This is a genomic window from Pseudomonas sp. W2I6, assembly GCF_030815935.1.
GTDB lineage: Bacteria > Pseudomonadota > Gammaproteobacteria > Pseudomonadales > Pseudomonadaceae > Aquipseudomonas.
This window is the reverse complement of the sequence record NZ_JAUSXJ010000001.1, coordinates 208,863-224,085: the sequence shown is the minus strand read 5'-3', so window position 1 is coordinate 224,085 and position 15,223 is coordinate 208,863. Positions and strand designations below refer to the sequence as shown.

Sequence of the window (15,223 nt, the reverse complement as noted above, 5' to 3'; positions counted from 1 at the left end):
GAAACCCAAAGGCCCGGAACGCCGGACCGGGCCAGGGCCACTGATCAGGACGCACTCAAAGGGAGGTGAATGCGCACACTTCACGTCCTTTCTAATGAGAGCCAAAATCTATGTCCTTTCCAATCATTGGCAGCGCTTTCCATATCCAATCCTTCAATGGGCCCACTCATTCGCCTCAAGCCACTCAACCCGTCCAACCTGTTCAGCCGGCCCCCAAACCAAACGATGAGCCCTCGCGTAGCAGTTCCAACCAGCAAAGTTTTCAGTCGAACAGCAGTAATCTGAGCGGTTTGGGACCCAATTTGCTCTGACCGTTAAGCCTTCCTAAACCGGCAACACCACCACGGCGGCCAACCCGCCGCACGGGCGATTTTCCAGGGTCAGCGTTCCACCGTGTTCCAGGACGATCGCCCGTGCCGTGGAGAGTCCCAAACCGACACCCCCGGTACTTTTATTGCGTGAACCTTCCAGACGAAAGAACGGCAGGAACACCTGCTCATGCTGCTCCTGCGGGATGCCCGGGCCACGGTCCAGCACCCGCACCGTCACCCTTCCCGGGCTCTGTTGCAGCTCAATCTCCGGCGCCAGCCCGTAGTGGATCGCATTGTCCATCAGGTTGGTCATCACTCGCTTGAGCCCCAGCGGACGACCGAAATACACCAGCCGTGGCGGGCCATTGAAGCCGATGTCGATGGACTGGTCGCGGTAGTCGTCAATCAGCGTTTGCAGCAACTCCGCAAGGTCCAGTTGGGTGGCCTGTTCCAGGCGCGCATCGTCGCGAAAGAATTCCAGCGCGGTGTTGATCATCGCCTGCATCTCGTCGACATCCCGGAACAGGCGGTGCTGCTGGTCGGCATCTTCGATGAATTCCCCCCGCAGGCGCAGGCGGGTCAGCGGCGCACGCAGGTCATGGGAAATCGCGGCGAGCATCTGGGTGCGGTCCTGGATGAAGTGCTGCAACTGCGCCTGCATGCCGTTGAACGCGAGAATCGCCTGGCGGATTTCCTGGGGGCCGACCGGCTCGATAGGCGGCGCACGAAAGTCGGCGCCGAAACGTCGCACACCCTGGGCGAAATACTGCAGCGGCCGGGCCAGGCGCCGGGTGGCGATCAGCGTGACCAGCGCGGTGGAAATCAGTACCAGCATCAGCACGATCAGGCTTCGCGGGCCTTCCGCCAGGCCCCAGCTGCGCGACGGCGCGCTGAACATCAGCCAGGATTCATCCACCAGCTGCACCACCAGCGCATAGCGCCCGCCGGGGCCAGGCCAGTCGGACGGTTCGTAGGCTTCCATTCGCCGCTCCGGCCCCTTGAGCAGCTGCTTGAACACCTGGTCGGAGTGAAACCCCGGGTCTTCCAGAACCGGCACATCAATGCCTGTGCGGGTGGCCGACCAACTCACATTGAAGCTGTCATCGGCCACTGCCCGAGTCAGTTGCGCGCGCTGGGACGGCTCCGCCGCTTCGATCATCCGCACGATCACCGCGACCTTCTCCAACAGGCCGGTTTCACCCAAAGGCGGCCTGGCCCAAACGCCAGCCAGTTGCACAAACAGCGCATTGAAGGCCAGCGCAGTGAGCATCGCAATCAGGATGGTCAGGGCAATCCAGCGGGCCACGGTGTCCCGAGGTTTGAAGCGGCTCATGAGCGGGTCACCGCGACGGTGAACTGGTAACCACCGTTGCGCACGGTACGAATCATCGCCGGGCGCTTGGTGTCGAACTCCAGCTTGCGTCGCAGGCGGCTGACCTGCACGTCGATGCTGCGGTCGAACGCGTCGTGGCTATGGCCCCGCGCCAGGTTCAGCAATTGCTCGCGGGTGAGCACGCGCTGCGGGTGTTCGACGAACACCAGCAGCAGGTCGAACTCCCCGGACGACAACGGGATCATCACCTGGTCCGGCGAGCGCAACTCACGGCGCGTCAGGTCCAGTTGCCAGCCGGCGAAACGAATCAGCGGGCGCGACACGTCGCCCAACGTCGGCCGGTTTTCACCCGCCCGACGCAGTACGGCGCGCACCCGGGCAAGTAATTCACGGGCATCGAAAGGTTTGCTCAGGTAATCATCGGCGCCCATTTCCAGGCCCACCACGCGATCACTCAGTTCGCCCATGGCGGTCAGCATGATCACCGGTGTTGCGTATTGCTGGCGCAGGCGCTGGCACAGCAACAGGCCGTTATCCCCCGGCAGCATCAGGTCGAGGATGATCAGGTCGGCAGGTGTACGCTCCATGGCCGCCCACAGCTCGGCGCCATTGGCGGCGGTCTCGACCGTGTAGCCATGTTGCAGGAAGAATTTCTTCAGCAGGGCGAGGACCTCGAGGTCATCGTCCACGATTAAAAGATGGCTCACCGATGGGCATCACTTGGTCTTGTCGATGCGCCATCTAAAACCATTCGACGCGGCCCGTCATATATTTCAATCGTGCAATAAAGCGTCAACGGCGCAATAAAGCAGACATCTTTGCGCAAGCTGCGGCTGCCAGCATCGGCTTCCTTTTCCCGGAGACTGACCCCATGCGCTCGCTGACGTATCCCCAGCACCTGGCTCGCCAGGCGGTGTTGTTGCTGACTGTGTCTTACCTCACAGGCTGCGCGAGCCCGGCCAACGTAACGAGTACCACACGCTGCGCACAGGTTTCCTACCCGGTGTATGACCCCGCTGAACCAGTCAACCGGGGCGTGTTCGCCTTCAACCGCGCGGTGGATGACTACGCCCTGGCGCCTGTAGCCCGAGGCTACCGATACATGCCGGAGTTTTTCCAGCAGGGTGTGCATAACTTCGCCAGCAACTTCAGCGAGCCCAAGGTCTTCATCAACGACCTGCTGCAAGGCAACCCACGGCGCTCGATCAACACCCTGGGACGTTTTGCGGTGAACAGCACCGTGGGGATCGTCGGCTTGATTGATGTCTCGGACCCGCTGGGCATCCCTCGCCACACCGCCGACTTCGGCCAGACCTTTGGCGTGTGGGGAATTGGCAACGGACCGATTGTCGAACTGCCGTTGCTGGGCACCGGCAACAGCCGCGATGCGGCGGGCAAGGTCCTGAACTTCCTGGTGGCGCCGCTGGGCGACAGCGATACCGTGCAAACCCTGGGCACCATCAGCCTGGTGGGTGGCACAGTGGACACGCGCGCCTCGTTGCTGCCGCTGACCGACAGCCTGCAAAAGCTGCCGGACTACTACAGTGCCTTGCGCAACGTGGTGGCCGAACACCGCGCGGCCTTTGTGCTGGAGGGCAAGCAGGGGGCGACATCGCCTCAGGCCGATAATTGTGCACAGGGAGCCGGCGATGATTTCTGAATCAAGCTCACTGGTCCTGCAACGTCAGGTTCGTAAACGCGGGACCAGCGCCCTGCTCTGCCGGGAGACCCGCCTGAGCCTGTCGTCGGAGCAGGGCCGCCTGGTGCTGAGCCGCTATGTCGAACGGTACAGCCCGCAGGGTGTGCGCTGGGTCGAGCGCCAGCACAGTGTGGCCCTGGCCGAAGTGCTGCGCTGGATGATTGCCGAAGGCGAGACCTGCGCCACGCAGTCATGATTTGAGATGAAAGGTTTATAGCCCGGGCCAGTGGGCGCCGGGTAATTTGCGGCTCGCCCGGGTATCGCGCCTTAACAAAACGCTGACATTCAATGCGTTACCTTTTCGGCCCAACCTTGCCCAGAGCCGTTGCCTTGATGCCTCACCCCGACACACTTCCCGCTGTACTCGCCGGCCCGTTGCTGCGACGCCTGGAACCGCGGCGCCTGGTGATGTGGCTGGTGGGAAGTCGTCCCCTGGCATTGACCCTGAGGCTGCAAGTCGCCCAAGGCGCGGCGCTCGATATCGAGTTGGACGCCGGCCAATGCAAGGTGGTGCCCGTCGGGCGCCAGGCCTTTATCCACCTGATCGACGTACCGCTGGCGGAAGCCCTGCCCCAGGACGTGAGCATAGGCTACGACCTGCTGGTAAACCGTGCCAGTATCGCCGAATGGGCGCCGCACCTGCTCTACCCGGGCGCACAAGGCCCGCATTTCGTCCTGCACAGCCGCATCCACCAATTGGTCCACGGTTCCTGCCGCAAGCCCCATCACAGCGCAGCCGACGGTTTGCTGTGTGTCGACCGGCTGCTGGCCGAATCGAACACCCTGGAGGAACGCCCGGCCTTGTTGATGATGAGTGGCGACCAGGTCTACGCCGACGATGTCGCGGGGCCGATGCTGCGGGCCATTCATGCGCTGATCACGCGCCTCGGCCTGTTCGATGAACACCTCGACGGTGCCGTCGTCGACAACAGCGCCGCGCTTTATGAGCATGCCGCCAGCTACTACCATCGAGCCGACCTGTTGCCCGCCCTGAAGAGCAACGAGACCCTGCGCGAGCGTTTTTTTGGCGGGGTGAAGAAGCCTATTTTCACCAGCAGCAGCGCCGACAACCACTTGGTGACTTTTGCCGAAGTCATGGCGATGTACCTGCTGGCGTGGTCGCCCGTACCGTGGCAGCTGATCACACCGCAAGCGCCGCAACTGCGCGCCGAAGGGCACGTACGCTATGGGCACGAGCAAGTGCAGATCGACACGTTCCGTGACGGCCTGGGTGGCGTGGCCAGGGTGTTCGCCCACCTCTCCTGCCTGATGATCTTCGATGATCACGACATCACCGACGACTGGAACCTCAGCGCCCAATGGGAAGAAACCGCCTACGGGCATCCGTTCTCCAAGCGCATCATCGGCAACGCACTGCTGGCCTACATGCTGTGCCAGGGCTGGGGCAATAACCCGGATGCGTTCGATACGGTGATCGGCAAAACCCTGGCGCTCACCACACAGGCCCACGACAACTACCTGCCGCCTGTCGCTCAAGATGAGCTGGTGGATGACCTGCTGAAGTTCCAGCAATGGCATTACGTGCTGCCCACCACCCCCGCACTGGTAGTGCTCGACACCCGTACCCGGCGCTGGCGCAGCGAGTTCAACCTCAAGCAACCCTCCGGCCTGCTGGACTGGGAAGCGCTGAGCGAACTGCAACAGGAGCTGCTGGATCACCCTTGCGCGATCATCGTTTCACCGGCGCCGATCTTCGGCGTCAAACTGATCGAAACCGTGCAGAAGGCCTTCAGCTGGTGCGGCTACCCGCTGCTGGTGGACGCGGAAAACTGGATGGCCCATCGCGGCGCGGCACAGGTGATCCTCAACATCTTTCGTCACTCCCGCACACCGGGCAACTATGTGATCCTCTCGGGAGACGTGCACTATTCGTTCGTCTATGAAGTGCTGATTCGCCACCGCAATGCCGGTCCAAAAATCTGGCAGATCACCAGCAGCGGCATCAAGAACGAATTCCCGCCGCGCTTGCTGGAATGGTTCGACCGTCTCAATCGATGGCTCTACTCACCGCGCTCACCGCTGAACTGGTTCACCCGTCGCCGACTCATGCAGGTAGTGCCGCATATTCCGGAACACGCTGAAGCGGGCGAACGGCTCTGGAATTCTGCCGGGATCGGGCAGGTGTTTTTTAACCGGCAGGGGCAGCCTGAGGCGATTTATCAGCACAATGCCAATGGGGCGCCCAGGACCAGGATGGCGGCGCCTGATCAGAAGCTGAACCCAAGCAAGTAGTGGCTTTTAGCCACATTCTCACTAGACCAAAGACCCCCTTCTAAGCGCCAAGGCGCCGTTGTACAGTACCGCCAGCCACGGAGTATCGGCATCAATTTTGGCTGGCCCCAGGAGCCAGTCCACGCAGGGAGTGCGCAATGGACGATACATCCGGCAGCGAACCGTCAAGGAAGGACTTTTGCGACCTTAACGCCGACATGCTGCATGCCATCATGGAGCTGGTCAGCGACGGGATCTGGGACTGGAACGCCAACACCGGGTTCGTCTACCGCAACCCCGGCTGGTACGAAATGCTCGGCTATGCCCATCACTCCCTGGAAAACAGCGTATTCACCTGGGAAAACGTGATTCATCCCGATGACTATCCCCAAGTGATGGTGCTGTTTGATAACTACATCAACCGCCGCACCACTCACTATCAAGCCGAATACCGCTGCCGCAAGAAAGACGGCTCCTACCTGTGGATCGAAGACCGCGGCTACGTGATCGCACGTAACGACGACGGCTCGGTGGCACGCATGGTCGGCGCCCACCGCAGTATCCAGGCGCGCAAACAGTCCATCGAACAGCTGGAGCGCCGCAATCAATCCCTTGAAGCCCTGGTGGCCGAGCGCACCCGCGAGCTGTCGCGTGTCAATCAACAACTGCAGTTGCAACTGGACGAGAATCGCTCCCTGGCCGAACGCGACGCCTTGACTCGCGTGGCCAATCGTTACCGCCTTGAACGCGTCCTGCTGGAAGAGTGCGCTCGCGCCCAACGGTTTCGCCTGCCGCTGTCGCTGATCGCCATGGACATTGACGACTTCAAGCCCATCAACGATCAGCACGGCCATGCAGTAGGCGATGAAACCCTGGTGCGCGTGGTGGAATGCCTGGAGGCCTGCATTCGCCACGGCGACTTGCTGGCCCGCTGGGGCGGCGATGAATTCATGGTCATCGTGCCCAAAAGCACGTTGGAGACCGCGCGGGAATTGGCCGAGCGGATGCGCTGTGCGCTCAAGGACTTGCCCGCCGTGGGCAGCTTCAAGGTGACGTTGAGCCTCGGCGTGGTAGAGCGACGCAACGATGAGTCACCCGCCTGCCTGATGGCCAGGGCCGATCAGGCGTTGTATCGCTCCAAGGCGGCGGGCAAGGACACGGTTTCTTCGTGAAACCTCAGCGAACCGGCGGCGCATATTGGATCCCGCCGTTGCTCCACAGGGCATTAAGGCCGCGCTTGATCTTCAGCACGCTGCCCTGGCCGATGTTGCGCTCGAACACCTCGCTGTAGTTGCCCACTTGCTTGACGATCTGCACGACCCAGTCCTTGCGCAGTTTCAGGTCCTTGCCGTAGTCACCGTCTGCGCCGAGCAAACGGGCGACGTCCGGGTTCTTGCTGGACTTGGCTTGCTCTTCAACGTTCTGCGAAGTGATGCCCATTTCCTCGGCATTGAGCATGGCGAACAACGTCCACTTGACGATGCTGAACCACTCGTCGTCGCCCTTGCGCACCAGCGGGCCCAATGGCTCCTTGGAAATCACTTCAGGCAATACGACGAACTCATCCGGGTGAGCCATCTTGATCCGCTGGGCATACAGCCCCGACTGGTCGGTGGTGAGCACGTCACAGCGGCCCGCTTCGAGGCCCTTGGCACTTTCGTCAGCAGTGTCGAAGGTAATCGGCGTGTACTTCAGGCCGTTGGCGCGGAAGTAATCCGAGACGTTCAGCTCGGTGGTGGTGCCGGCCTGGATGCAGATGGTCGCGCCGTCCAGGTCCTTGGCGCTCTTCACACCGAGCTTGGTGTTCACCAGGAACCCGATGCCGTCGTAGTAGGTCACGCCGGTGAACACCATGCCCATGCCCGCGTCACGGGAACTGGTCCAGGTGGTGTTGCGGGAAATCAGGTCGATCTCGCCGGATTGCAACGCAGTGAAACGCTCCTTGGCGGTCAACTGGCTGAACTTCACCTTCGACGCATCACCAAAGAGTGCTGCAGCGACGGCGTGGCACACGTCCACATCAATGCCGGTCATCTTGCCGTTGGCGTCCGGCACGCCAAAACCCGGTAACCCATCACTGACCCCACACTGGATAAAACCCTTCTTCTGGATCGCATCCAGGGTCGCCCCCGCGTGTGCGCTTGCGGCCAGCCCCAATAGTGCTGCGGCGGTGAATGCCGCCAACGTGGATTTCATGTGCTTCATGCAAGGCGCTCCCTGTCGGTCTTTATTATTCGGCGCCACAAACCCGCGCCGTTTATAGTGTTGCCGGTCAGTATCAACGGCTTTACACCTTGGCCACAAACGACGTTTAGGCAAAGGCTCCTTCCGATTTGGAATGAACTTCTCATGATCTCGAAACGCTTGACCCCTTCGATGACCGCCCTGCAGTGCTTCGAAGCCGCCGCCCGCCACCTGAGTTTCACCCGCGCGGCCGAAGAACTGCACCTGACCCAGAGCGCGGTGAGCAAGCAGGTGGCACAGCTCGAAGAGATGCTCTGCCACCCGCTGTTCCAGCGAGTACGCCAGCGCTTGTACCTGTCGCCGGCGGGCTCGCTGTACCTGGAGGAAGTACGCAAGATCCTCAACCAGGTAGATATTTCCAGCCGCTACATCCTCACCTACGGTGGCGAGACCGAAGTGCTGCGCATCGCCACCCAGCCGACCTTCGGTGACCGCTGGCTGGTGCCCAAGCTCAAGGATTTTGCCGCGCGCCATCCCAATATCCACCTGGACGTGCGCAACGAACTGGAGCCGTTCGACGTGTTGCAGGCCAAGGCGGATATCGCGTTTTTCTTCGGCCAGGGAGCGTGGCCGGGGGCAACTTGCATCGAGTTGTTTCGCGAAGCCGTGGTGCCGGTCTGTGCCCCCGGGTTTGTTGCCGCTGGCAGCGACGCCTCGTCCCGCCACACCTTGCTGCAATGCACCTCGCGCCCGGAAGCCTGGCACGAGTGGTTTCTGGAACAGGGCCTGCACTCGCAAAACAGCTACCACGGGCCGCGTTTCGACACGTTCTACATGTGCATCCGCGCCGCGCAATCGGGGTACGGCGTGGCGTTGGTGCCGCAGTATCTGGTGGCCGAGGAATTGGCGAACGCCAGCCTGATGATCCCCTGGGATTACAGAATGCCGAGTGCCGGCGCGCACTTTATCGCCCATGCCGAACATGCCGGGGAGATCCCGAAAGTGAAGGCGTTCCTGAACTGGATGGTGGATGTGGCGAAGGAGCTTGCTCCCTCGCCATAGCACATCCCGACTTTTAATAATGACCCGGCGACTTTATTTCGTTTGCGGGGCAAGGCGGCTCACGGCTTAGATAAAAGGACGCATCCTATTCTTGAGTCCCGGATCCATGAGCCGCGAAACCATCAGCCAGTCGATTTCCATCGTCCACCCCATCAGCCTCAGCCATGGCCGGAACGCCGAAGTCTGGGACACCACCGGCAAGCGCTTCATCGATTTCGTCGGCGGCATCGGCGTGCTCAACCTGGGCCACTGCCACCCGCGTGTGGTGGAGGCGATCCGCGACCAGGCCACCAGGCTCACCCACTACGCCTTCAATGCTGCGCCTCACGCGCCCTACATCGAACTGATGGACCGTCTTACCGCATTCATCCCGGTGGATTACCCGGTCAGTGGCATGCTCACCAACAGTGGCGCGGAAGCGGCGGAAAACGCCCTGAAAATTGTCCGCGGCGCCACTGGCCGCACCGCCGTCATCGCCTTTGACGGTGCGTTTCATGGGCGCACGCTGGCGACGCTCAATCTCAACGGCAAGGTCGCGCCATACAAGCAAAAAGTCGGCGTATTGCCGGGGCCGGTGTTCCACCTGCCCTACCCCAGCCGCGACAACGGTGTGACCTGCGGCGAAGCACTCAAGGCGATGGACCGCCTGTTCAGCGTGGAAATCGACGTCGACGACGTGGCCTGTTTCATCATCGAACCCGTGCAGGGCGAAGGTGGTTTCCTGGCGCTGGACGTGGAATTTGCCCAGGCCCTGCGACGCTTCTGCGATGAGAAAAACATCCTGTTGATTGCCGATGAAATCCAGTCCGGCTTCGGCCGCACCGGCCAGCGCTTCGCCTTCTCACGCCTGGGCATCGAACCGGACCTGATCCTGCTGGGCAAAAGCATCGCCGGCGGTGTGCCGTTGGGTGCGGTGGTGGGTCGCAAGACATTGCTCGACAACCTGCCCAAAGGCGGCCTCGGCGGCACCTACTCCGGTAACCCGATTGCCTGCGCGGCGGCCTTGGCCACCCTGGATGAAATGACGGACGAGCACCTGCAAGGTTGGGGCGCGCAGCAGGAAGAAGCGATCGTCAGTCGCTATGAATCATGGTGTTCGAAAAGGCTCTCCCCCTACCTCGGCCGCTTGACCGGCGTGGGCGCCATGCGTGGCATCGAACTGGGCAACGCCGACGGCAGCCCGGCGCCACAACAACTGGCCCAGCTGCTGGCACTGGCCCGCGAGGCGGGTTTGTTGCTGATGCCCAGCGGCAAATCGCGGCATATCATCCGCCTGCTGGCGCCGTTGACGATTGAAGCGGCGGTGCTGGAGGAAGGGCTGGATATTCTTGAAGAGTGTTTGGCGAAGTTGGCTTAAAAACCAGAAAGCCCGGCGGGAAGCCGGGCTTCGAACGGAAAACGTCAGTGGACGAGTCGGGCGACGCCAAAGGCGATGGCAGACAGAACGCCCGCAGTTCCAACAAACCATTTCAGGATACGGGTTTCCATTGATTGCATGTCTGTCCTGAAATTGGCGATCTCAAGACGCAGCCCTGATGTGTCTTCACGAAACTCGGCCCTTGTGGCGATCAGGTCAGCCTTGGTCACCATCTGTTCTTTTATGCCATCGAGCTTCGTCTCTACTCGCGAAAGCCGATCGCGTATATCAGGAAGTGCTTTTTCAATCGTATCAATACGCTTTTCCAAGTCGTTTCCTCCTCCGCTGCCTCCACCACTTTTGCGGGTACTCTCGAGTGAAGAGGCTTGACGATACTCGTGTCGAAGATAACTCACATTATTCTTGAGGTCATTCGCCATTTGGGATGCCTTTTTCCTTGGCCAACGCGTTTAAATCATCAGCGACGCTGTCCATGTAATCGATAAACTCATTCAGTTTTAACCAAGCCTCATCTGCCGCCTCTTTCACTTCGGCATTTTCACTGTGTTTCAGAGCACCGGACAAACTGATGATCCCGGAGCCCAGTCTGGACATTGCACTGTGATACTGACCGAGAATAATGACTAGTTCCCCGGCTGTTACGGCCTTTGCCTCACCCACGTTGTCGTCGCCTTCCATGTCGACCCCCATCTGTTTTGGTGACGCAGATAACCACGCCCTCAAACACAAACCAACGCACAGATTGCTACCAAATCCGACGATCCAGCGCACTATTACCAAATCCGAAAGAATCCATCTTCCGTTTAGCCCTTTCTCTCCCCGCGCCAGGGCTTTATCCTTGTCAGCAACAAACTGAAACGTTTCATCATTCCACCAAACCATCGACCGCCCGTGTTCAACGCCCTTGTGCGAACGCGCCAGGCCGCTGTTTGCGTTTCAAAACCATAAAATATTAAGACCCCATTTTGCCTATGCCTGCTTTCCCAAACCTGCGCCTGTGCGCTGCGCTGTTACCGTTCGGCCTGATCAACTGTGCCCAGGCCGCACCTGCCTTTGACGCTGAATCACCGTGGATGCTGGGTGATTTCGGCGGCGCTCGGACAGCGCTGTCTCAACAAGGCTACGACTTCAAATTCGACTACACCGGCGAAATGGGCAGCAACCTGCACGGCGGCTCGGATCACGACCGCACTGCGCGCTACAGCGACCAATTCGGCCTGGGCACGCACCTGGATCTGCAGAAGATCCTCGGCTGGCACGACGCCGAGTTCCAGTTGACGGTAACCGAGCGCAGCGGCAACAACATCACCAATGACCGGGTCAACGATCCGCGTGTGGGCGGTTTTACCTCGTCCCAGGAAGTCTGGGGCCGTGGCCAGACCTGGCGCCTGACGCAGATGTGGTACCAGCAGAAATTCTTCGACCAGAAGCTCGACATCAAGGCCGGGCGCTTTGGCGAAGGTGAAGACTTCAACAGCTTCCCCTGCGACTTCCAGAACCTCGCATTCTGCGGCTCGCAGGTCGGTAACTGGGTTGGCAGCATCTGGTACAACTGGCCGGTGAGCCAGTGGGCGTTGCGGGTCAAATATCACCTGACGCCCGAGTTGTACGCCCAGGTCGGCGTCTACGAACAGAACCCGTCCAACCTCGATCGCGGCAATGGCTTCAAGCTCAGCGGCAGCGGCACCCAAGGCGCCCTGCTCCCGGTTGAGCTGGTGTGGACGCCTACGCTGAACGGCCTGCCCGGCGAATACCGCGCCGGCTACTACTACAGCAGCGCCAAGGCCAGCGATGTGTATAAAGACCGCAACGACCAGCCGGCAGCCCTCAGCGGCGAGGCCTATCGCAGCGCCTCCAGCAAGCACGGGGTGTGGCTGGGGGTGCAGCAGCAAGTCACCAGCCTGGCCAGCGACCATTCGCGGGGCTTGAACGTGTTCGCCAACGGCACGATGCACGACAAGAAAACCAACGCTGTGGATAACTACGTGCAAGCCGGCGTGGTCTACAAGGGCCTGTTCGACGCCCGCGCCAAGGACGATATCGGTTTCGCCGTGGCCCGGGTGCACGTCAACCCGGCCTACCGCAAGAATGCCGAGGCAAGCAACCAGGCCCACGCGGTATACGACTTCGATGACCCATCCTACCTGCCGATTCAACACACGGAATACAGCGCTGAGCTCTATTACGGCATCCATGTCACCCAGTGGCTGACGGTTCGCCCGAACCTGCAATACATCCGTCACCCCGGAGCCGTGGCCCAGGTGGATGACGCGCTCATCGGCGGGATCAAGCTGCAAAGCTCATTCTGACGTTGTAAGTAAATTCTGAAGAAAACGAATTAGCCCTGAACCAAGCCTGCGCCGGAACGTCATCTACAGTGAACTGTGCGCAATCAATTCAAAACGTAACGGAGAACCACACTATGAGCACTGATGGTGCTTCAAGTCCAAGTCGCCTGCTGCCCAGGCTGCTGGGGATCTTGCTGCTGATAATGGGCCTGGCCTTGTTGGCCGGGGGGATCAAGCTGAGCATGCTCGGCGGGTCGCTGTATTACCTGCTGGCCGGTCTCGGCATCACCGTCACAGGCCTGTTGCTGCTGGCTACACGCCGTGCGGCGCTGGGCTTGTACGCACTGGTGCTGTTTGCAAGCACCGTATGGGCGCTGTGGGAAGTCGGCCTGGACTGGTGGCAACTGGTACCGCGCCTGGCCCTGCTGTTTGCCCTCGGCATCGTCATGCTGCTCCCGTGGTTCCGCCGTCCGTTGCTGCGTGGCCAAGCCTCGCCGCTGGGCACTGGCGCGCTGAGCGTCGCGGTCGTACTGGCCGGCGCCGCTGCATTGGCCAGCCAATTCACCGACCCGGGCGCCATGGTCAAGAAAGGCCAGCTGGACCGCGATGCGGTACCGGGCATGGCCAGCACTGCGCCAGCCCAGGCTGATGGTGACTGGAACTCCTATGGCCGTTCGGCCTTCGGTGATCGTTACTCGCCACTCGCACAGATCACTCCGGAAAACGCCCACAAGCTGGTTCCAGCCTGGACCTTCCGTACTGGCGACATCCCTGGCCCAGGCGATCCCGGTGAAACCACCGCGGAAAACACCCCGCTGAAAGTCAACGGCATGCTCTACGTGTGCACGCCTCACAGCCAGGTGATTGCCCTGGACCCGGACACCGGCAAGGAAATCTGGCGTTTCGACCCGAAGATCAGCAGCGAAGGTGCTGCCAACTTCAAGGGTTGGGCGCACATGACCTGCCGTGGCGTGTCGTATCACGATGACGCGGTCTATGCCTCGGAACAGAGCCCGACTGGCAGCGCCAGCCCGGCCGCCGCGCCGAATGCCTGCCCGAAACGCATCTTCGTCCCTACCGCCGACACCCGTCTGATCGCCCTGAACGCCGACACCGGCAAGATGTGCGAAGACTTCGGTGACAAAGGCCAGATCGACTTGCGTGCCAACATCGGCACCTTCGCCCCGGGCGGTTACTACTCCACCTCGCCACCGGCCGTCACCAAGAACCTGGTGGTAATCGGCGGTCACGTGACCGACAACGTCTCCACCGACGAGCCTAGCGGCGTGATCCGTGCGTTCGACGTGCACACCGGCAAGCTGGTGTGGAATTGGGACAGCGGCAACCCGGACGACACCACCCCGTTGGCCGAGGGCAAGACTTACACCCGCAACTCGCCAAACATGTGGTCGATGTTCGCGGTGGACGAAAAACTCGGCATGCTCTACCTGCCGATGGGTAACCAGATGCCCGACCAGTACGGCGGCGACCGGACTCCGGACTCCGAGAAGTACAGCGCCGGCCTGACTGCCCTGGACATCGACAGCGGCCACGTGAAGTGGACCTTCCAGTTCACTCACCATGACCTGTGGGACATGGACGTGGGCGGCCAGCCTTCGCTGATCGACATCAAGACCGCTGACGGCGTGAAGCAAGCGGTGATGGCGTCGACCAAGCAAGGCAGCATCTACGTGATCGACCGCTCGAACGGTCAGCCTGTAGTGCCGATCAATGAAATCCCTGTACCGCAAGGCGCAGTGGCCGGCGATCACACCGCACCGACCCAACCGAAGTCCGACCTGAACTTCATGCCACCGCCCCTCAAGGAGCGCGACATGTGGGGCGTGACGCCGTTCGACCAGATGCTGTGCCGGATTGACTTCAAATCCATGCGCTACGACGGTCCGTTCACCCCGCCGTCGCTGCAGGGCTCGATCGTTTACCCAGGTAACTTCGGCGTGTTCGACTGGGGTGGCATTTCCGTCGACCCGGTTCGCCAGATCGCGTTCGTGAACCCAAGCTACATGGCGTTCAAATCGAAACTGATCCCGGCCGCCGACATTGCCAAGCAAGGCCCACGGGTCAGCGAAACCGAAGGCGTGCAGCCGAACAAAGGCGCGCCATACGGTGTGATCCTCGAAGCCATGCTGTCGCCACTGGGCCTGCCGTGCCAGGCGCCGGCGTGGGGTTATGTGGCCGCGGTCGACCTGACCAACCACCAGACCATCTGGATGCACAAGAACGGCACCGTGCGTGACAGCTCGCCGGTTCCGATTCCACTGACCATGGGCGTGCCAAGCCTGGGCGGGACTTTTACCACCGCCGGTGGCGTGTCCTTCCTCAGCGGTACCCTTGACCAGTACCTGCGTGCCTATGACGTGAAAAACGGCAAGCAGTTGTGGGAAGGCCGCCTGCCGGCAGGCGCGCAAACCACACCAATGACCTACACCGGCAAGGACGGCAAGCAGTACGTGCTGGTCATGGCCGGCGGTCATGGTTCCCTGGGCACCAAGCAGGGTGACTATGTGATGGCGTTCAAACTGCCGGATTAAGCAAAACCGGCAGTAAGAAAAAGGCGGCTACCTAAGTGGGTAGCCGCCTTTTTTTATGCGTGAAATAAAGCGATCCGATAGCGCCGATGTATTTAAAAGTTTACTCGGAAAAGTCCTATACCTCCCCAAAAGTCTTTCCCTCAACTTTGGCCCTGCGCCATCCGACGCTCACTGTCGCCAGTAA

Annotated in this window: 13 protein-coding genes; 8 read left to right on the top strand and 5 right to left on the bottom strand. The window is 61.0% G+C overall.

Annotation, left to right across the window (positions count from 1 at the left end):
* Window positions 1–324: 324 nt before the first annotated feature.
* Both QF039_RS01065 and QF039_RS01060 read right to left on the bottom strand, forming a co-directional pair.
* Entirely contained in the window at window positions 325–1,644 is a 1,320-nt protein-coding gene (locus QF039_RS01065) for an ATP-binding protein (RefSeq protein ID WP_008438475.1), read from the bottom strand.
* On the bottom strand, window positions 1,641–2,351 hold the full coding sequence (locus tag QF039_RS01060; protein ID WP_023659139.1) for a response regulator: 711 nt from the start codon (window positions 2,349–2,351) through the stop codon (window positions 1,641–1,643). The genes QF039_RS01065 and QF039_RS01060 overlap by 4 nt, the downstream gene beginning before the upstream one ends.
* Window positions 2,352–2,515: 164 nt before the next feature.
* Here QF039_RS01060 and QF039_RS01055 point away from each other — a divergent pair, with 164 nt between their 5' ends.
* The 4 genes from QF039_RS01055 (at window position 2,516) to QF039_RS01040 (ending at window position 6,747) form a co-directional block, all read left to right on the top strand.
* Window positions 2,516–3,304 carry a VacJ family lipoprotein gene (locus tag QF039_RS01055; RefSeq protein ID WP_307516605.1) on the top strand — a complete coding sequence of 263 codons (789 nt, stop codon included), beginning with the start codon at window positions 2,516–2,518 and terminating at the stop codon, window positions 3,302–3,304.
* A complete protein-coding gene (locus QF039_RS01050; protein WP_003210371.1) occupies window positions 3,294–3,539 on the top strand; it encodes a hypothetical protein in 246 nt (81 codons plus the stop codon). The genes QF039_RS01055 and QF039_RS01050 overlap by 11 nt, the downstream gene beginning before the upstream one ends.
* A gap of 137 nt (window positions 3,540–3,676) precedes the next feature.
* The gene (locus QF039_RS01045; protein ID WP_307516603.1) at window positions 3,677–5,596 is read left to right on the top strand and encodes an alkaline phosphatase D family protein; all 1,920 of its coding nucleotides are present in this window, start codon (window positions 3,677–3,679) and stop codon (window positions 5,594–5,596) included.
* 137 nt (window positions 5,597–5,733) lie between these two features.
* Window positions 5,734–6,747 (top strand): diguanylate cyclase, encoded by a 1,014-nt coding sequence (locus QF039_RS01040; RefSeq protein WP_023659140.1) that lies wholly within the window; start codon window positions 5,734–5,736, stop codon window positions 6,745–6,747.
* Between the two features lie 4 nt (window positions 6,748–6,751).
* Here QF039_RS01040 and QF039_RS01035 read toward each other — a convergent pair whose 3' ends face one another.
* On the bottom strand, window positions 6,752–7,780 hold the full coding sequence (locus QF039_RS01035) for an amino acid ABC transporter substrate-binding protein (protein ID WP_008438485.1): 1,029 nt from the start codon (window positions 7,778–7,780) through the stop codon (window positions 6,752–6,754).
* A gap of 144 nt (window positions 7,781–7,924) precedes the next feature.
* Between QF039_RS01035 and QF039_RS01030 the strand changes: the two genes are divergently transcribed.
* Together QF039_RS01030 and QF039_RS01025 are read left to right on the top strand one after the other, a co-directional pair.
* On the top strand, window positions 7,925–8,821 hold the full coding sequence (locus QF039_RS01030; protein WP_102605928.1) for a LysR substrate-binding domain-containing protein: 897 nt from the start codon (window positions 7,925–7,927) through the stop codon (window positions 8,819–8,821).
* Window positions 8,822–8,927: 106 nt separating this feature from the next.
* Window positions 8,928–10,178 (top strand): aspartate aminotransferase family protein, encoded by a 1,251-nt coding sequence (locus QF039_RS01025; protein WP_307516599.1) that lies wholly within the window; start codon window positions 8,928–8,930, stop codon window positions 10,176–10,178.
* A 44-nt stretch (window positions 10,179–10,222) separates the two neighbouring features.
* Here the strand turns inward: QF039_RS01025 and QF039_RS01020 are convergent, their stop codons facing one another.
* Window positions 10,223–10,618: a DUF1640 domain-containing protein gene (locus tag QF039_RS01020; protein WP_102368169.1), complete on the bottom strand. Its 396-nt coding sequence runs from the start codon at window positions 10,616–10,618 to the stop codon at window positions 10,223–10,225.
* Entirely contained in the window at window positions 10,608–11,081 is a 474-nt protein-coding gene (locus tag QF039_RS01015) for a hypothetical protein (protein ID WP_307516597.1), read from the bottom strand. Before QF039_RS01015 ends, QF039_RS01020 begins: the two co-directional genes overlap by 11 nt.
* A gap of 89 nt (window positions 11,082–11,170) precedes the next feature.
* Here QF039_RS01015 and QF039_RS01010 point away from each other — a divergent pair, with 89 nt between their 5' ends.
* A complete protein-coding gene (locus QF039_RS01010; protein ID WP_307516596.1) occupies window positions 11,171–12,508 on the top strand; it encodes a carbohydrate porin in 1,338 nt (445 codons plus the stop codon).
* A gap of 113 nt (window positions 12,509–12,621) precedes the next feature.
* Window positions 12,622–15,039, top strand: coding sequence for a glucose/quinate/shikimate family membrane-bound PQQ-dependent dehydrogenase (locus QF039_RS01005; protein ID WP_008438499.1), 2,418 nt, complete (start codon window positions 12,622–12,624; stop codon window positions 15,037–15,039).
* Window positions 15,040–15,223 lie beyond the last annotated feature (184 nt).